This window comes from Vreelandella aquamarina (assembly GCF_020075495.1).
GTDB classification, from domain to species: domain Bacteria; phylum Pseudomonadota; class Gammaproteobacteria; order Pseudomonadales; family Halomonadaceae; genus Vreelandella; species Vreelandella aquamarina_A.
In genome coordinates, this window is record NZ_JABYQT010000001.1 from 24,765 (window position 1) to 39,882 (window position 15,118).

Consider the following 15,118-nt stretch of genomic DNA (forward strand, 5'->3'; position numbering starts at 1 on the left):
ACTCATTTTTGCAATGGATATTGGTTATGGCCCGTGCTCCGATCGTGCTCGTCGATGGCTCCTCGTACTTGTACCGTGCTTTTCACGCGCTGCCGCCGCTGACGGCCTCCAATGGCCAGCCCACCGGCGCCGTCAAGGGCGTGATCAACATGCTCAAGCGGTTGATCAAGGATTACCCGAAAAGTCCCATGGCCGTGGTGTTCGACGCCCCGGGCAAGACATTTCGCGACGACATCTACGCCGAGTACAAGGCCCACCGCCCGCCGATGCCGGACGATCTGCGCAGCCAGGTCGCGCCGCTGCACGCCTGTGTCAAAGCGCTGGGCCTGCCGCTTCTGTGCATCGAAGGCGTGGAAGCGGATGACGTGATCGGCACCCTGGCCCACCACGCCACCCAGGCCGGGCGCGATGCGGTGATCTCCACCGGCGACAAGGACATGGCGCAGCTGGTCAATGCCCATATCACCCTGGTCAACACCATGAAGGATGAAACCCTGGACGAAGCCGGGGTAGAGGCGAAGTTTGGCCTGCCACCTTCGCTGATCATCGATTTTCTGGCCCTGATGGGTGACAAGGTGGATAACATTCCGGGCGTGCCCGGCGTGGGTGAGAAAACCGCGCTGGGGCTTTTACAGGGCATGGGCGGCGGGCTGGACGCCATCTACGCGGACCTGGAGCGAGTCAAGACGCTGAGCTTTCGGGGGGCGAAGACGATGCCCAAGAAGCTCGAGGAGCACCGCGAACAGGCCTACCTCTCCTATGAGCTTGCCACCATCAAGGTCGACTGCGAGCTGCCGGTGGGGCTCGATGAGCTGGAGATCGCCCACCCGGATCGTGAGCAGCTCGCCGAGCTCTACAAGCAGCTGGAGTTCAAGCAGTGGCTGGCAGAGCTTCTCGACGGCAAGGACGAGGGCGTTGACGATGTAAAAGGCGGCGAGCCGGTGCCGAAAGACGCCGCCGGTGAAGGCAGCGACACCGAAGCCCCTGTCGGCAGTTCGGCGCGGGAAGATCACGTCATCACCGAGCAGGGCGAGCTGGATGGTTGGCTCAAGCGGCTGAAAAGTGCCAAGCGGTTCTGCTTTGACCTGGAAACTACCAGCCTCAACTACATGGAAGCTGAAATCGTGGGTATTGGCCTGGCGCTCGAAGCCGGGCAGGCAGCCTACATTCCGCTGGCCCACGACTACCTGGATGCCCCGGCCCAGCTCGACCGCGCCCAGGTACTGGCCGCGCTCAAGCCGATTCTGGAAGACACGAGCATCGTCAAGCTCGGCCAGAACCTCAAGTACGATATTTCCGTGCTGGCCAATTATGCGATCGACGTCGCCGGGCCCTTGGCCGATACCATGCTGGCCTCCTACGTGCTGAACTCCACTGCCACTCGCCACGACATGGATTCGCTGGCGCTCAAGTACCTGGGCGAGAAGACCATCGCGTTCGAGGAGATTGCCGGCAAGGGTGCCAAGCAGTTGACCTTCAACCAGATTGCCCTGGAAGAAGCCGTGCCCTACGCCTGTGAAGACGTGGATATCACCCTGCGCCTGCACGATACCCTGCGCCCGCTGGTCGAGAAAGAGGGGCGCCTGGCCCAGGTGCTGGACCATCTGGAGCTGCCGCTGATCAAGGTGATCTCGCGCATCGAGCGCAACGGCGTGGCCATCGACGCCGAGCGCCTGCACGAGCAGAGCCAGCAGCTCGAGGCGCGCATCCGCGAACTCGAGCAAAAGGCCTTCGAGCTTGCCGGGCGCGAGTTCAACCTGGGCTCGCCCAAGCAGCTTGGCGAGATCCTGTTCAATGAGCAGAAGATCCCGGTGATCAAGAAGACGCCGAAAGGTGCGCCCTCCACCGCAGAAGCGGTGCTCGAGGAGCTGGCGCTGGATTTTCCGCTGCCCAAGGTGATCATGGAGCATCGCGGGCTTTCCAAGCTGAAATCCACCTATACCGACAAGCTGCCGCGCCTGATCAACAAGCAGAGCAAGCGGGTTCACACCAGCTACCATCAGGCGGTCACGGCGACCGGGCGGCTGTCATCATCAGACCCCAACCTTCAGAACATTCCGATTCGCACTGAAGAGGGGCGCAAGATCCGCCAGGCGTTCGTTGCCCGCCCCGGCTACAGGATCGTCGCCGCCGACTACTCGCAGATCGAGCTGCGTATCATGGCGCATCTTTCCGAGGACAAGGGCCTCCTGGAGGCGTTTGCCGAGAACCGCGACATTCACACCGCCACGGCGGCGGAAGTGTTCGGTACGGCGCTGGATAAAGTAAGCAGCGATCAGCGGCGCAGCGCCAAGGCGATCAACTTCGGGCTGATCTACGGCATGAGCGCCTGGGGCCTGGCGCGCCAGCTGCGCATCGAGCGTAATCAGGCGCAGACCTATATCGACCGCTACTTCGACCGCTATCCGGGCGTGGCCCGCTACATGGATCGGGTCCGCACCCAGGCGGCGGAAGATGGGTTCGTCGAAACCGTGCTGGGCCGGCGCCTCTACCTGCCGGACATCCATTCCCAGAACCGCAACCGCCGCCAGGGCGCCGAGCGCACCGCGATCAACGCCCCGATGCAGGGCACCGCGGCAGACATCATCAAGCAGGCAATGATCGACGTGGACGCCTGGCTCGATGAGCGCGAGTTCGATGCGCTGATGGTCATGCAGGTGCACGATGAACTGGTGTTCGAGGTCAAGGAGGAGCAGGTCGAGGCGTTCATCGTCGAAGTGCAAAAGCGCATGCAGGCTGCCGCCGAACTCAAGGTGCCGCTGATCGTCGAAGCCGAGAGTGGCGCCAACTGGGATGAAGCGCACTAACACCTGACGCGAGGGCGGCTAGAAAACCAGCGCTAGAACACCTGAGTAACAGGCTCATCCCTTGCCGGCACGGCAAGGGATGGGCGTTCAATAACCGACCAGCAGGCCGGGCAGGCCCGTGACCAGCCAGGGAAAGAACGCCATCAGCAAACAGGCCAGCAGAATCAGCGCCACGAAAGGCACCACGGCCTTGTAGAGATCGACGATCTCCACGCCGGGCGGGGCCACACCTTTGAGATAAAACAGCGCATAGCCAAATGGCGGGGTAAGAAACGACGTCTGCAGCACTACTGCTACCATCACCACGAACCACAGCGGGTCGACGCCCATCTGCTGGATGATCGGCAGCATGATCGGAAAGCTCAGCAGCACGATGCCTGTCCAGTCGAGAAACATGCCCAGCACGAACACCAGCAGCAGCATCATGATCAGCGCACCGGTGGTGCCGCCGGGCATGGCCAACAGCAGATCCTGAATCACCTGCATGCCGCCGCCTCTGGAGAACACGCCGGTAAATGCCGTCGCACCCACCAGCACCAGCATCACCATGGTGGTGGTCTTGCCCGCCTCCAGCAGCGTCTTGAAACAGGTGGAAAGCCTGCGGTCGCCAAAGATCAGAAACAGCACGAAGGCGATGAAAACGCCGATGGCGGAGGCTTCCGTTGCCGTGGCAATACCAGCGAACAGCGCCCCCAGCACGCCAAGAATCAGCGACATGGGCGGCACCACGTACTTGCCCAACATGATCAGCAACTGGCGCGTACTCACTTCAGCACGCTCCTCTCTGGGCACCGGCGGCCCAAAAGCGGGTTTGAAGTGGCAGACCAGCAGCACGTAAAGCGCATACATCACCCCCAGCATCAGCCCCGGCACCATGGCGCCGGCAAACAGCGCACCTACCGACACCGGCGAGTAGCTCGCCATCAGGATCAGCATGATGCTCGGCGGAATCAGAATGCCCAGGCAGCCGCTGGCCATGATCACCCCGGCGCTGAGCTCCTTGTTGTAGCCGTACTTGAGCATGGGCACCAGCGCGATCATGCCCATCACCGCAATCGACGCACCCACAATACCGGTCGTGGCGGCCAGCAGTACCGATACCATGACCACGGTCAGCGCCAGCCCGCCGCGCAGGTTGGCCAGCAGCAGGCGCATGGCGTCGAACATGCGCTCGGTCACGCCGGAGTCGTTCAGAAAACGTGCCATGAGGATGAACAGCGGTATCGCCACCAGCACGTAGTTATCCATGGCATTGCCGTAGATATTGTTGATCAGGGTGCCCAGCACCCGCTCGCCGGGGCCCAGAAAGGCCCCGATCACCGCCACGCCGCCCAGCACGAACGCCAGCGGATGGCCCATGAACAGCCCGACCAGCAGGCCGCCGAACATCGCCAGGGCGAGTAATTCAGGGCTCAGGTTCATGCCGGTGTCTCCTCACGCAGCTGCATCAAGGCGCGCAGAACGATGGCGATGGCCTGAAGCAGCAGCAGAACCGCCGCCACCACAATCACGCCCTTGATGGGATAGACCGGAATCGACACCATGCCGTAGGTGGTTTCGCCGCGGCTGAAGGCGCGCTCGAAGAACAGCCAGCCGTACTTGATCAGCATCCAGATGAACGGCACGAAGAACACCGCATAGCCGATTAGTTCCAGCACGGCCTGCTTGCGCCGCGATAGCAGGCGCTTCAGTACGTCTACCTCGACATGCACGTGGTGGCGCAGCCCGTAGGCTGCCATCAGCATGAAGTGCGCGCCAAACAGCATCTTGGTGACATCGAACGCCCAGTCGCTGGGGCGGCCGAACACGAAGCGCGAGACGATATCGAACAGCACGATCAGGGTAATCACGGCAATCAGCGGCGCTATCAGGCGCCCAAACGCCTCATTGAGCGCATCGATGGCGCGGGCAATCGCATTCATGAAAGACCTCCTTCGCACAATAACCGCCCCGGCCCGGCCGGGGCGAAACGTGAGCGCCTTACAGGCAGGCTTCGATCTCTTCCAGAGACGGCAGGTCGTTCATGGTGCGGCTCATGTTGAAGGGTACCGACACGTCGCGCCAGGTGGCATACTCCTGGAGATAGCTCACCATGGAGTGGTAGACCTTGGCGTGGTCGGGGTTTTCGCAGGCGCCCTGAACGATGACCTGGTTGGTCACTTCCTGAATGCGCGCCAGGTCCTCTTCGGAGAACTGGTTGATGGTCACACCGGCATCGATGAACTTCTGGGTGGCAGCATTGGACTCGCGCTCGGACCAGGCCAGCGACCAGGCCATGGTGGCATCGGCGGCGATGCGCAGCTTCTCCTGAGTCGCCTCGGAAAGCGCATTCCAGGCATCCATGTTGATCATCACACCGAACACGCTGGCGGACTGGTGCCAGCCCGGGGTTGCCCAGTTGTCGGCCACTTCGGCAAAGCCTGCGTTGAAGTCGACCCCTGGCGTCGAGAACTCGCCAGCATCGATCACGCCGCGCTCGATGGCCTGATACACCTCGCCACCGGCAAGCGTCACCTGGGAGCCGCCCAGTTGCTCGAGTACCCGGCCCTGGTCGCGACCGGATAAGCGCAGGCGCTTGCCTTCAAGGTCGGCAATGCTGGCAATCGGCGTGCGGCCCATGAAACCTGATTCGTTGTTGGTGATCCCGTAGGGCAGGTACATCATGTTGAACTGGCCGTAGATCTCCTCGTAGAGTTCGCGCCCACCCCACTGCTGAATCCAGTTAAGATAGTCGACGCCGTTGAACAGGCTGGTGGTCGTGGCCAAGGGAGAAAAGGCCGGATTGACGCCCGCCCAGTAGCCGGGCCAGTCGCCGGCGGCTTCGATGCTGCCGGTCTCGGTGGCGTCAAATACCTCCGGGCCGGGCATCAGCGTGCCACCGGCGCGAAAGGTGATCTGTACCTCGTCGCCGGCAAGCTTGTTGACCAGCTCGACCCAGTGCTGATCGATCTTGATCAGATCAAGATTTTCCGCCCAGGTGGAGGTCATGGTCCACTGCTGCTGAGCGTGGGCGGTGGTCGTCAGTGCAACGAGCGTGATGCCAGTTGCAAGGCCGGTGAGGCTGAAGCGGGAGAGCTTGTTCATGATGGTTTCCTGGTTGGCATATGGCGTTATTAGTGGTTGTTACCGCAATGCAGGAAAGAGGCGGCAGGCTAACGTTGACGTAAACGCATTATTGGCAGGCCGCAAGGTTAAGCTAGCACACTCGCCCGCCGGCCGCGCAATAGGGATAAAATAGAGGGCATGGCGGTATGTGAATCAAGGTATGTGAAAATATTAATTATCAAATCAATAGTTTGAATATGGTCATTGGGCGTGGGAGTGGCGGCTTGCCGGTGCTGCAGCGTTCAACCAAGCTGTTTTGTTCCACCAAAGTGTTAACCCACTGACCGCTGCCAGGAGCTTTATGCCAGCGCTACCCAGGCCCGAGGTCGAGCCATGTTGACGAAAACGTTAAGCAGCGATGCGCGCGCCATCAAGGCGTTGCTGGCACATGCCGGGCGTCTTCGCCGCCGCCGCTGGCGCCAGCTGGTCTGGCTTGCAGGCGGCCCCGCAGAGTGTCGCGCCCGTGCCCAGCAGCTGTGGCATGCCGCTTGTTGGCAGGCGCCGCTGTGGGTTGCCCATGAGGAGGATGCGCCGGCGGATTTGGCTTTTATAACGCCGCGCAAGGCGCGTACACGCCTGGGCGCCGAGCATCAGCTGGTGATATTCGATGCCAGCACCAGTGCAGGGTTTGACCCTGAAGCCTTCGGGGCGCTGGCGGGCACACTCACTGCCGGCGGCCTGCTGGTGCTGATCACACCGGCAGACTGGGGCGCCCAGCCAGATCCGGATTACGCCCGCCTGGCCGATCACCCCTGGCCATGGCAGCAGCTGAGCGCCCGTTATCTGGCACGTCTGGCGCATCTTCTTAGTAACCGCCAGGATGTGGTGACGTGGCAGGCTCAGGCGTTGCCCGCGCTTCCCCGCCTGGGGGCGAGCCTGCAAGCCGCGGGCAGGATTGATGACGCGGCCTGCCGCACGGTGGATCAGGCTGCCTGTGTGGCCCAGCTGGTGCGCCTGAAGCGCCGCCGCCCGCTGGTGATCACCGCCGATCGTGGGCGGGGCAAGAGCGCTGCGCTGGGCATTGCCTGCGCACGGTTGCTGGAGAGCGGCATGTCGCTGGTCATCACCGCGCCCAGGCTGGGCGCGGTGGAAAGCCTGTTCGAGCGGCTGGCCGCGCTGTGCCCGGAGGGCAAGCGTTCGCCCCCTGACCGCTTTCAACTGCAAAGCGGCGCCGAGCTCTGTTTTCTGCCACCGGACGTGCTGACCCAGGAGGTCGAGGCCGGGCGGCAGGGCGGCGATGGCCGCTACCTGATGGTCGATGAGGCGGCGGCCATTCCGGCGGCGCTTCTCGGTCAGTGGCTTGGGGCCTTTCCGCGCATTGCGTTTGCCACCACCGTGGATGGCTACGAAGGTTCCGGGCGTGGTTTTGCGCTGCGTTTTCGCAGCGCGCTCGACCGGCTGGCGCCGCAGTGGAAAGCGTTGACCTTGAACGCGCCCATCCGCTGGGCGGCGGGCGATCCGCTTGAAGCCGCGGTGAATCAGCTGCTGCTGCTCAAGGCGCCGTTGCCCGATGTTGAACGCCTGAAACCGCCGGTAGCGTCGCAGATGATCGAGCGCGCCGCGCTGGCCCTGGATGAAGTCGCCCTGCAAGCCCTGTTCGGTCTGCTGGTGCAGTCGCACTATCGCACCTCGCCCAGCGATTTACGCCAGTTGCTGGATGGGCCGGGCACCACGCTGCGCGTGACCGGCAGGTCCTGGGCTCCCCAGGCCGTACTGGTCTCGCGGGAGGAGGGCGGCTTTGCCCCCGCGCTTGCCGAGCAGGTGGCGCTGGGCAAGCGCCGCCCTCAGGGGCACTTGCTGGCCCAGTCGCTGGCGGCGCACGTGGGCAACCGGGCCGCGCTTTGCGCCCGCTGGAGGCGCGTGGTGCGCATTGCCACTCACCCTGAACGCCGCCGCGAAGGCCTGGGCCAGCAACTGATCGCCGACGACAGCCGGGACGCCGCGCGCCAGGGTGTGGCGCTGTACGGCGCGACCTTCGGCGCCGAGGCCGCTCTGCTGCGCTTCTGGCTTGCCCAGGGGTTTCAGCCCGTGCGGCTGGGGGTGACCCGCGAAACCGCCACGGGCGAGTTTGCGGTGATGGTGGCCAAACCGCTGAACGACGAAGGCGACGCTGTGCTGAGCGCCTTGAGCGCCGCGTTTGCCGCAGCGCTGCCCGGGCTTCTGGCCTTCGAGCTTTGCGGCCTGCCGGCGGAGGTAGTGTCGCTGCTGCTCCAGGCGCTACCTCGCCAGCCACTGAGCGCCGAGGAGTGTCAGGCGGTCAGCGATGTGGCCTACGCGCGCCGCGACCCGGCGCTGGCGCGGCCGGCACTCCAGGCGCTCGCCCGGGAAACCAGTGCCACTCAGGCAGCGTCTGCTGCTCACCAGCAATTGGCGGGGTGGGCCTATCAGAACCGTTCCCTGGCCGATGCTCACGCCGACGCCGCGCGGAGGCTACGTCAGGTGGTCGAGCAAGTCGCGGTAAACGGCATGCTTTTCCCTCGCCGCGTGGAGGGGTAAAGTGGAGCGACTTTGGATAATGAAGAGTTGTTATGAACGCACACCTGGACGCGCTGACGCCCTCCATCGTTTGGCGCCACTTTCGCACGCTGTGTAATACGCCGCGCCCCTCGGGCGAAGAGGCGGCGCTGGTCGCGATTCTCGAAGCCTGGGCCGACGCCCAGGGCCTGGCCCACGACCGCGACAGCTTTGGCAACCTGCGTATCTGCAAGCCAGCCACGCCCGGCTGCGAGCAGGCCCCAGGCGTCATTCTCCAGGGCCACCTGGACATGGTGGCCCAGGCCAATGCCGGCCACTCTCACGACTTCTCCCGCGACCCGATCAGCACCTACGTGGCCGACGGCTGGCTACACGCCGATGGCACCACGCTCGGGGCCGACAACGGCATGGGGGTGGCGGCCATTCTCGCCGTGCTGGAAGACCCCACCCTGACCCACGGGCCGCTGGAAGCGCTGTTCACCCTTGAGGAAGAAACCTCCATGGGCGGCGCGCTGAACCTGGCCGAGAACTGGCTCAAGGGCTCGCTGCTGCTCAACCTGGACAGCGAAGACCGCGGCGAAGTGTATATCGGCTGTGCGGGCGGCGCTGACGTGGTAGTGGATGCCCAACTGCCCAGCGCCGCGCTGCGAGACGATGAACAGCTTCTCGACCTGGCCCTCACCGGTCTCAAGGGCGGGCACTCGGGCATGGATATCCATCAGCCGCTGGGTAACGCCAACCGCCTGCTGGTACGTGCGCTGCGCACTCTGGAAGGCTTTGACGCGCGCTTGGTGAGCTATCAGGGCGGTACGCTGCGTAACGCCATCCCCCGGGAAGCGTTTGCCCAGGTAGCCCTGCCAGGTGATGAAATGGACGCCGCCGTGAAGGCGCTGAGTGATCTTGAAGTCACGCTGCGCGCCGAGCTGGGGAGTGGCGACAGCGGCCTTTCGCTGAAGGCGACGCAGGCGACAGGGGCTGGCAAGGCAGAGCCGCTGACGCTGGACGCCAGCGCCATGCTGGTTGCCGCGCTGCACGCTGCCCCTTGCGGGGTCGAGCGCATGAGCGCCGACGTGCCGGGCGTGGTGGAAACCTCCAACAACCTGGGCGTATTGAGCCTCGAAGCCGGGCGCTTGCACCTGTGCGCGCTGGTTCGCTCGCTGCACGATACGGCAGCGGCGGCGATGGCCGACCGTTTTCAGGCGCTGTTCGGCCTTATCGGTGCCCGGGTACGCGTGGAAAATGGCTATCCGGGCTGGGCGCCCAATCCCGAGAGCGCGCTGCTTGCTACCTTCAACAGGCGCCATGCAGCGCTGTTCGGCCAGGAGCCAGCCGTCAAGGTAATCCATGCCGGGCTCGAGTGCGGTATTCTGGGCAGCAAGTACCCACATCTGGACATGATCTCCTTTGGCCCGCTGATTCGCGGCGCCCACTCACCGGACGAGCGCGTCGAGCTTGATTCCGTCGATGAGTTCTGGCGCATGCTGCACGCGCTGATGGAAGACCTGGCCCAGAAATCTTGACTACCAGGCATAAAAAAACGGCACCCTGAAGGTGCCGTTTTGCTTGGCAAGTGGAGCGCGCTTTACTTGCCGAGATAGGCGTTGAGCATCCAGATGGTCTTTTCCTGTTCGCGAATATAGTCGCTGGCCAGTGAGGCGGTGCCTTCATCGTCGGCATCGGAGGCCAGGGAGAGCACTTCGCGCTGCAGCTCGATCAGAGTCTGGTAGCCCTTGAGCACGCCGTTGACGCAGGCCTTGCCGTCGTGAACGTCCTTGTCTTCCTGAATATGAGAAAGCTTGGCGTAGTCGCTGTAGGCGTGAACCGGCTTGTGGCCCAGGGTCAGAATGCGCTCGGCGACTTCGTCTACCTTGGTCAACAGATCGGTATAGAACTCTTCGAACTTGACGTGAAGCTCGAAGAAATCACTCCCCTTGACGTTCCAGTGGTAGCCGCGCACGTTCATGTAAAAGATCTGATAGTTGGCCAGCAGATGATTGAGTTTTTCAGCCAGCTGGCTGGCGCTGCTTTCATGCAGGCCAATGCTGTTGGTATCGGTCATGTTGTCTCTCCCTGTTGGAGCCGGAAAAAAACGGCCATCAAATCATTTGATCAGCATAAGACGTCGTGGCGATGTTGAAAAACAGGTTTTCTACATCGGACCCATAGCGTCACGGCATGGCGTCGAACTTGATGACGCGACGTTGTTGTCCAGTAATGCTGGCACTGGCCGCGTTTTTCAAGAGGTCCGCGAACTTGTCCACACCCGAATGACACTTTCCGAACGCGCGCTGAGCAGCTCGGCCGTTCGCGGCAGCGCCTCTTCAAGGGTCATCGGGCCATCGGCCAGGGCGAAGGCGGCGGTGACGCCTTCTTCCAGGCAGGCCTGCCAGCCTTCGCCCAGGCTGCCGGCCAGCACTACCACCGGCTTGCCCAGGCGCCGGGCGGCACGTGCCACGCCGATGGGCGTCTTGCCGGAGAGGCTTTGCCCATCCAGACGGCCTTCGCCGGTGATCACCAGGTCGGCGCTTTCCAGAAGCGCGGGCATATTGGCCTGCTGCATGATCATTTCGATGCCGGGCTTGAGCGTGGCACCGAGAAAGGCTCGTGCAGCAAAGCCCATGCCGCCCGCTGCACCGGCACCAGGCAGGTCGCGGTAATCTTCACCCAGCTCATGGGCGCTGACCTCTGCCAACCGGCCAAGCGCGTCATCCAGCATTGCCACCTGCTCAGGCGAGGCGCCTTTTTGTGGACCAAATACAGCACTGGCACCGCGCTCGCCCAGCAGCGGGTTATCCACATCCACCGCCGCTTCCACATCAAGCATGGCCAGGCGCGGGTCGAGGCCGGCAAGCTCCAGGGTGGCAAGTGCTGCCAGCGCTGCGCCACCGGGAGGCAACTGGTTGCCTTGTTGATCGAGCAGGCGCGCGCCCAGCGCCTGAAGCATGCCGGCGCCCCCATCGTTGGTGGCGCTACCACCCAGCAACAACAGAGCCTTTTCCGCGCCCTGATCCAGCGCGGCGAGAAAGAGCTCGCCGACCCCAAAGGTCGAGGTGTGCAGGGCGTCGCGCTCTGCAATACTCAAGTGTTGCAGGCCACTGGCTTCTGCCAGCTCGATAAACGCGGTACGCTGTTCGCCAAGCCAGCCCCATGTGGCCTGGCGCGGGCGGCCAAGCGCATCCTGTACCGTCGCCTGGCAGCGTTCGGCGCCGGTGGCGGCTATCAGGGCGTCCAGGCTGCCTTCTCCACCGTCGGCCAGTGGGCAGCAGTGGGTCTGCGCGCTGGGCGTGGCACTGTGCACCCCCCGCGCCATCGCCTGGGCGGCCTGTTCGGCGCTCAGCGCGTCCTTGAAACTGTCGGGGCAAAGCAGGATATTCATCGCACGACCTCCGTGGATCAGTGTCTGTGATCTATCGTGATAAAAGGGGCGAGCTTAACGCGCCGCTTGGTGGCAAACCAGCCGTGACGACCGCTAGAGGATCCAACATGAAGTCGATACCTGTTACGTTGACCTGCCTGCTGGCCCTGGCCGGCTGTCAGGCCACACCGGACCGCTTGCCCCAGGCCGAGCCTGCCCCGGCGGTGGCGTGTCACTTTCCCATTGGTGCAACCGATACCCAAGCGGTGCTGCGCCAGAGCGTGGCGGTGCTGACCGAGTGGGGGTTCGAGCTGGACTCCACCGACACGTCCCTTGGACTGATCAGCGCCAGCCGGCAAGAGGCGCTGCACGGCTACTACGACCCCTATGATAACGCCTACGGCTATGGCCGGGGGATGCGTGTCTTTGGCGGGTTCGGAATCGGGCGCGGGGCTGGCGCCGGTATCGGGCTCGGGTTTGGTGGCGGGCTCAATCAGCAGCCTGTCGAAGTCGAGCGGGTGTCGGTGCTGGTGGGTGATGACGTACGAATTTCCCGCGATCTGCGCCGCTACGACCATCTGGGTGACCTGCGCGAATCCCGCAGCGCCAGCAGCCATGATTTCTGCCAGCGCTTTCAGTCAGCCCTCGAACCGGGTAGCTTGCCGTCGGGGAGAGCACTATGAGGTATCTAGCCGCGAGCTGGGCCAGGTGGGCAGGAATCGGTGCGCTCGTCTTGCTGGTGGCAGGTTGTGCGACCACGTCACCTTCAGCCCCGCGCGAACTGGTGTATGCCGCGCCGGTCGACACCACGTTTCGAAGCGCCGTCGAGCTGATGATGGAGCAGGGCTATGTGATTCGCCACGCGGATTTGGCGCTGGGGCGAGCAGAGGCGGCGCTGGCACGCTGGCCCGAGTACCGCGTGCAGTTGCAGGTGAGTGAAGCCGCCCGCGGCAGTCAGGTAAGCGTGACGGCCTGGCGCGGCTCGCAGCCACTGCCGCCCTACCTGCTGGACCCGTGGCTCGTCAGTTTACAGGCAAGGTTGGGATTGGCACCGTGAAGCAGCCTATGAAACAGAGTCGTTATCACACCATGAAGCGTAGCTTGAGCAGCCGACGCTGGGCGCTGGGTGCGGGCATCATCGGCCTGATGTTGAGCCCCCTGGCAGCGGCGCATCCCCATGGCTGGATCGATTTCAGCATCCGGGTATTGACCGACGACGACGGGGTAATGCGCGGGCTTCATCAGACCTGGCGCATGGACCCGTTCTACAGTCTGGTGGTGTTTGAAGAGCTTACCCAGGTAGACGGCACAAGCCTGGACGAAGGGCTTGATCAGCTCGGCCTCGAAATACGCAATAATCTGGCCGAACAGCACTACTTTACCGATATACGCCTGGACGGCGAGCCCCTGGCGCTTGGCGAGGCCAGCGAATATACGGCCAGAGAAAACGATGGGCGGCTTGCGTTTACGTTCATTCTGCCCCTGGAAACGCCACAGCCGCTGGCCGGGCATACCCTCGACTATCAGATATTCGACCCGACCTATTACATCGAGATGGTGCACGAGGCAGACGGTAATCAACCCGACCCGGATGCCCTGGTGCTGCACGGCGAACCGGTGTGCGAGCTGACCATTCTGGGCGCCGACCCGGACCCGGAGCTGGTCATGCAGGCCGCGCTGCTGGATGTGGACGAGGAGGGTGAGCCGGGGCTTGGTCGCCACTTTGCCGAAACCGGGCATATCGACTGCCGCTGATTGATCGAACACGTATGAAGACAGGTACCGCGCGTCATGCACTCTCCCGTTAACCGTAAGCCACTGATGGTGGCCGGGCTCTTGGCCCTTGCCGCCATCGGCTTGTTTTTCCTGCTCCAGGGTAGCCTGCAAGGCGCAAGCTACCAGCTGCTTGCCTGGCAGCGGGAACTTCACCGTTCGCTGACCCTGGCGATCACCGAACTTGCCCGCACGCCCACTCAGGCTACCTGGTGGGTGCTGTTGAGCGTCAGTTTCGGCTATGGCGTCTTTCACGCCGCCGGCCCCGGCCACGGCAAGGCCGTTCTGGCTACCTATCTTGCGTCGCACGGTGGTGCCACCCGGCGGGCGCTGGGGCTCTCCTTTGCCGCGTCGCTGCTTCAAGGCGTTACCGCCATCGTGATGGTGGCCGTGCTGGTACACGGGCTGGGGTGGCTGACCCGCCAGGCCATGGGCAGCGTCGTGTGGGTGGAGCAAGCCAGTTTTCTGCTGGTAACGCTTCTTGGTGGGTGGCTTTGCCTGCGCGCCTACAAGCAACTGCGTCGCGCTTATCGGCCGCTGGTGTTCACGCCTGCCGTACATAGCCACACGGCTGGCCCTGTCCAGGGTCATGCTCATTTGCCCGGCCATGATCACCACTGCTGCGGCGGTGCTCATCATGTCGAACCCCAGCAGGCGCTGGATTGGCGCACGGCCATCATGACGGTATTGGCCATCGGCATGCGCCCCTGTAGCGGTGCGGTCCTGCTGCTCGGGGCTGCCAGCCTGCTGGGGCAGTTCTACGTGGGGGTCGTGTCTGTCGTGGCGATGTCGTTGGGGACCGGCATCACCGTATCGGCCCTGGCGCTTGCCAGCGTGTTTGCCCGCCGCTGGGCCACACGGCGCCTGGCCAAGCAGCAGCACGCCTCCGAGGCCATTCAGAAAGTAGCAGGATGGGCAGCACTGGCGGGTGGCGCCTTGATCATCGTGCTTGGGGTGACGCTTGCCATGGCAAGCGCCACCCAGCCTGCGGGCACGCCGTTTCTGGGCGAGCCACCCACCCGTCAGGGCAGCCCCTTGCTGCGTTAAACGTCCAGGCGCCCGACATGGGCGATCAGTTGATCTCGCAGGCCGGCCAGCTGTTCAAGGCCATAAGGTTCGGCGCTGCCGTGACCCCATACCGGAGCGGGCCAGGCAGCGTCACTGCGCCTGCGCACCACTACATGGACATGCAACTGGCTGACGACGTTGCCCAATGTGGCAATATTGAGCTTGTCGCCTTCAAACAGGCTTTTCATCACGCGGCCCAGCTGGGTGGCTTCTCGCCATAGCTGGGCCTGGTCTGACTCGGAAAGCTCGAATACTTCGCTGATACCCTCAAGGCGTGGCACCAGAATGGCCCAAGGGTAGCGTGCATCGTTCATCAGCAGCACTCGGCAAAGCGGCAGGTCCGCGATGGGAAAGGTGTCATCCTTGAGGCGGGGGTCCAGATTGACGTCGTTCATGAGGTACTCCAGGCGATCTTGGGTCAGGCCATCATAGCAGGTGAGTGCGCCGGCCAAGCTTGTAGATAACGCCTTTCAAGCAAATCAGCTCATGGAAAACAGGCGAAAATGCCAAAACGCTGTTACGCTGAGAGTACGCC

13 protein-coding genes are annotated in these 15,118 nt (G+C 63.4%); 7 read left to right on the forward strand and 6 right to left on the reverse strand.

Annotated features, from left to right (window positions below; all coding sequences use genetic code 11):
- Window positions 1–26 precede the first annotated feature (26 nt).
- The gene (polA, locus tag HW452_RS00135) at window positions 27–2,807 is read left to right on the forward strand and encodes a DNA polymerase I (RefSeq protein WP_224104084.1); all 2,781 of its coding nucleotides are present in this window, start codon (window positions 27–29) and stop codon (window positions 2,805–2,807) included.
- Window positions 2,808–2,894: 87 nt separating this feature from the next.
- Here the strand turns inward: polA and HW452_RS00140 are convergent, their stop codons facing one another.
- The 3 genes from HW452_RS00140 to dctP are packed head-to-tail and all read right to left on the reverse strand — an operon-like array spanning window position 2,895 to window position 5,891.
- Window positions 2,895–4,229, reverse strand: coding sequence for a TRAP transporter large permease (locus tag HW452_RS00140; protein ID WP_224104085.1), 1,335 nt, complete (start codon window positions 4,227–4,229; stop codon window positions 2,895–2,897).
- A complete protein-coding gene (locus HW452_RS00145) occupies window positions 4,226–4,729 on the reverse strand; it encodes a TRAP transporter small permease subunit (RefSeq protein WP_224104086.1) in 504 nt (167 codons plus the stop codon). The genes HW452_RS00140 and HW452_RS00145 overlap by 4 nt, the downstream gene beginning before the upstream one ends.
- Window positions 4,730–4,787: 58 nt before the next feature.
- Window positions 4,788–5,891: a TRAP transporter substrate-binding protein DctP gene (dctP, locus tag HW452_RS00150; protein WP_224104087.1), complete on the reverse strand. Its 1,104-nt coding sequence runs from the start codon at window positions 5,889–5,891 to the stop codon at window positions 4,788–4,790.
- Window positions 5,892–6,245: 354 nt separating this feature from the next.
- Between dctP and HW452_RS00155 the strand changes: the two genes are divergently transcribed.
- Both HW452_RS00155 and HW452_RS00160 read left to right on the forward strand, forming a co-directional pair.
- A complete protein-coding gene (locus tag HW452_RS00155; protein WP_224104088.1) occupies window positions 6,246–8,408 on the forward strand; it encodes a tRNA(Met) cytidine acetyltransferase TmcA in 2,163 nt (720 codons plus the stop codon).
- A gap of 32 nt (window positions 8,409–8,440) precedes the next feature.
- On the forward strand, window positions 8,441–9,907 hold the full coding sequence (locus HW452_RS00160) for an aminoacyl-histidine dipeptidase (RefSeq protein WP_224104089.1): 1,467 nt from the start codon (window positions 8,441–8,443) through the stop codon (window positions 9,905–9,907).
- A 62-nt stretch (window positions 9,908–9,969) separates the two neighbouring features.
- Here HW452_RS00160 and HW452_RS00165 read toward each other — a convergent pair whose 3' ends face one another.
- On the reverse strand, window positions 9,970–10,446 hold the full coding sequence (locus HW452_RS00165) for a Dps family protein (RefSeq protein WP_224104090.1): 477 nt from the start codon (window positions 10,444–10,446) through the stop codon (window positions 9,970–9,972).
- Window positions 10,447–10,623: 177 nt separating this feature from the next.
- Complete coding sequence (locus HW452_RS00170; RefSeq protein ID WP_224104091.1) at window positions 10,624–11,763, reverse strand: glycerate kinase; 1,140 nt, start codon at window positions 11,761–11,763, stop codon at window positions 10,624–10,626.
- 107 nt (window positions 11,764–11,870) lie between these two features.
- On the opposite strand from HW452_RS00170, the gene HW452_RS00175 reads away from it, so the two are divergent.
- The 4 genes from HW452_RS00175 to HW452_RS00190 all read left to right on the forward strand — a co-directional run bounded on the left by HW452_RS00175 (window position 11,871) and on the right by HW452_RS00190 (window position 14,562).
- Window positions 11,871–12,425, forward strand: coding sequence for a hypothetical protein (locus HW452_RS00175; protein WP_224104092.1), 555 nt, complete (start codon window positions 11,871–11,873; stop codon window positions 12,423–12,425).
- Window positions 12,422–12,799 (forward strand): hypothetical protein, encoded by a 378-nt coding sequence (locus tag HW452_RS00180; RefSeq protein WP_224104093.1) that lies wholly within the window; start codon window positions 12,422–12,424, stop codon window positions 12,797–12,799. Before HW452_RS00175 ends, HW452_RS00180 begins: the two co-directional genes overlap by 4 nt.
- Before the next feature lie 89 nt (window positions 12,800–12,888).
- Window positions 12,889–13,497: a DUF1007 family protein gene (locus HW452_RS00185; protein ID WP_425348078.1), complete on the forward strand. Its 609-nt coding sequence runs from the start codon at window positions 12,889–12,891 to the stop codon at window positions 13,495–13,497.
- Window positions 13,498–13,533: 36 nt separating this feature from the next.
- Entirely contained in the window at window positions 13,534–14,562 is a 1,029-nt protein-coding gene (locus HW452_RS00190; protein ID WP_224104094.1) for a nickel/cobalt transporter, read from the forward strand.
- Here the strand turns inward: HW452_RS00190 and HW452_RS00195 are convergent.
- Window positions 14,559–14,978, reverse strand: a complete 420-nt coding sequence (locus tag HW452_RS00195) for an HIT domain-containing protein (protein WP_224104095.1) — start codon at window positions 14,976–14,978, stop codon at window positions 14,559–14,561. The two genes, HW452_RS00190 and HW452_RS00195, sit on opposite strands and share 4 nt — an antisense overlap.
- Window positions 14,979–15,118 lie beyond the last annotated feature (140 nt).

Excerpts from the sequence above, each read along its gene's own strand:
- polA (WP_224104084.1), top strand. The coding sequence starts at position 27 with ATGGCCCGTGCTCCGATCGTGCTCGTCGATGGCTCCTCGTACTTGTAC.
- HW452_RS00175 (WP_224104092.1), top strand. The coding sequence starts at position 11,871 with ATGAAGTCGATACCTGTTACGTTGACCTGCCTGCTGGCCCTGGCCGGC.
- HW452_RS00180 (WP_224104093.1), top strand. The coding sequence starts at position 12,422 with ATGAGGTATCTAGCCGCGAGCTGGGCCAGGTGGGCAGGAATCGGTGCG.
- HW452_RS00155 (WP_224104088.1), top strand. The coding sequence starts at position 6,246 with ATGTTGACGAAAACGTTAAGCAGCGATGCGCGCGCCATCAAGGCGTTG.
- HW452_RS00170 (WP_224104091.1), bottom strand. The coding sequence starts at position 11,763 with ATGAATATCCTGCTTTGCCCCGACAGTTTCAAGGACGCGCTGAGCGCC.
- HW452_RS00145 (WP_224104086.1), bottom strand. The coding sequence starts at position 4,729 with ATGAATGCGATTGCCCGCGCCATCGATGCGCTCAATGAGGCGTTTGGG.
- HW452_RS00195 (WP_224104095.1), bottom strand. The coding sequence starts at position 14,978 with ATGAACGACGTCAATCTGGACCCCCGCCTCAAGGATGACACCTTTCCC.
- HW452_RS00140 (WP_224104085.1), bottom strand. The coding sequence starts at position 4,229 with ATGAACCTGAGCCCTGAATTACTCGCCCTGGCGATGTTCGGCGGCCTG.
- HW452_RS00160 (WP_224104089.1), top strand. The coding sequence starts at position 8,441 with ATGAACGCACACCTGGACGCGCTGACGCCCTCCATCGTTTGGCGCCAC.
- dctP (WP_224104087.1), bottom strand. The coding sequence starts at position 5,891 with ATGAACAAGCTCTCCCGCTTCAGCCTCACCGGCCTTGCAACTGGCATC.
- HW452_RS00190 (WP_224104094.1), top strand. The coding sequence starts at position 13,534 with ATGCACTCTCCCGTTAACCGTAAGCCACTGATGGTGGCCGGGCTCTTG.
- HW452_RS00165 (WP_224104090.1), bottom strand. The coding sequence starts at position 10,446 with ATGACCGATACCAACAGCATTGGCCTGCATGAAAGCAGCGCCAGCCAG.
- HW452_RS00185 (WP_425348078.1), top strand. The coding sequence starts at position 12,889 with ATGTTGAGCCCCCTGGCAGCGGCGCATCCCCATGGCTGGATCGATTTC.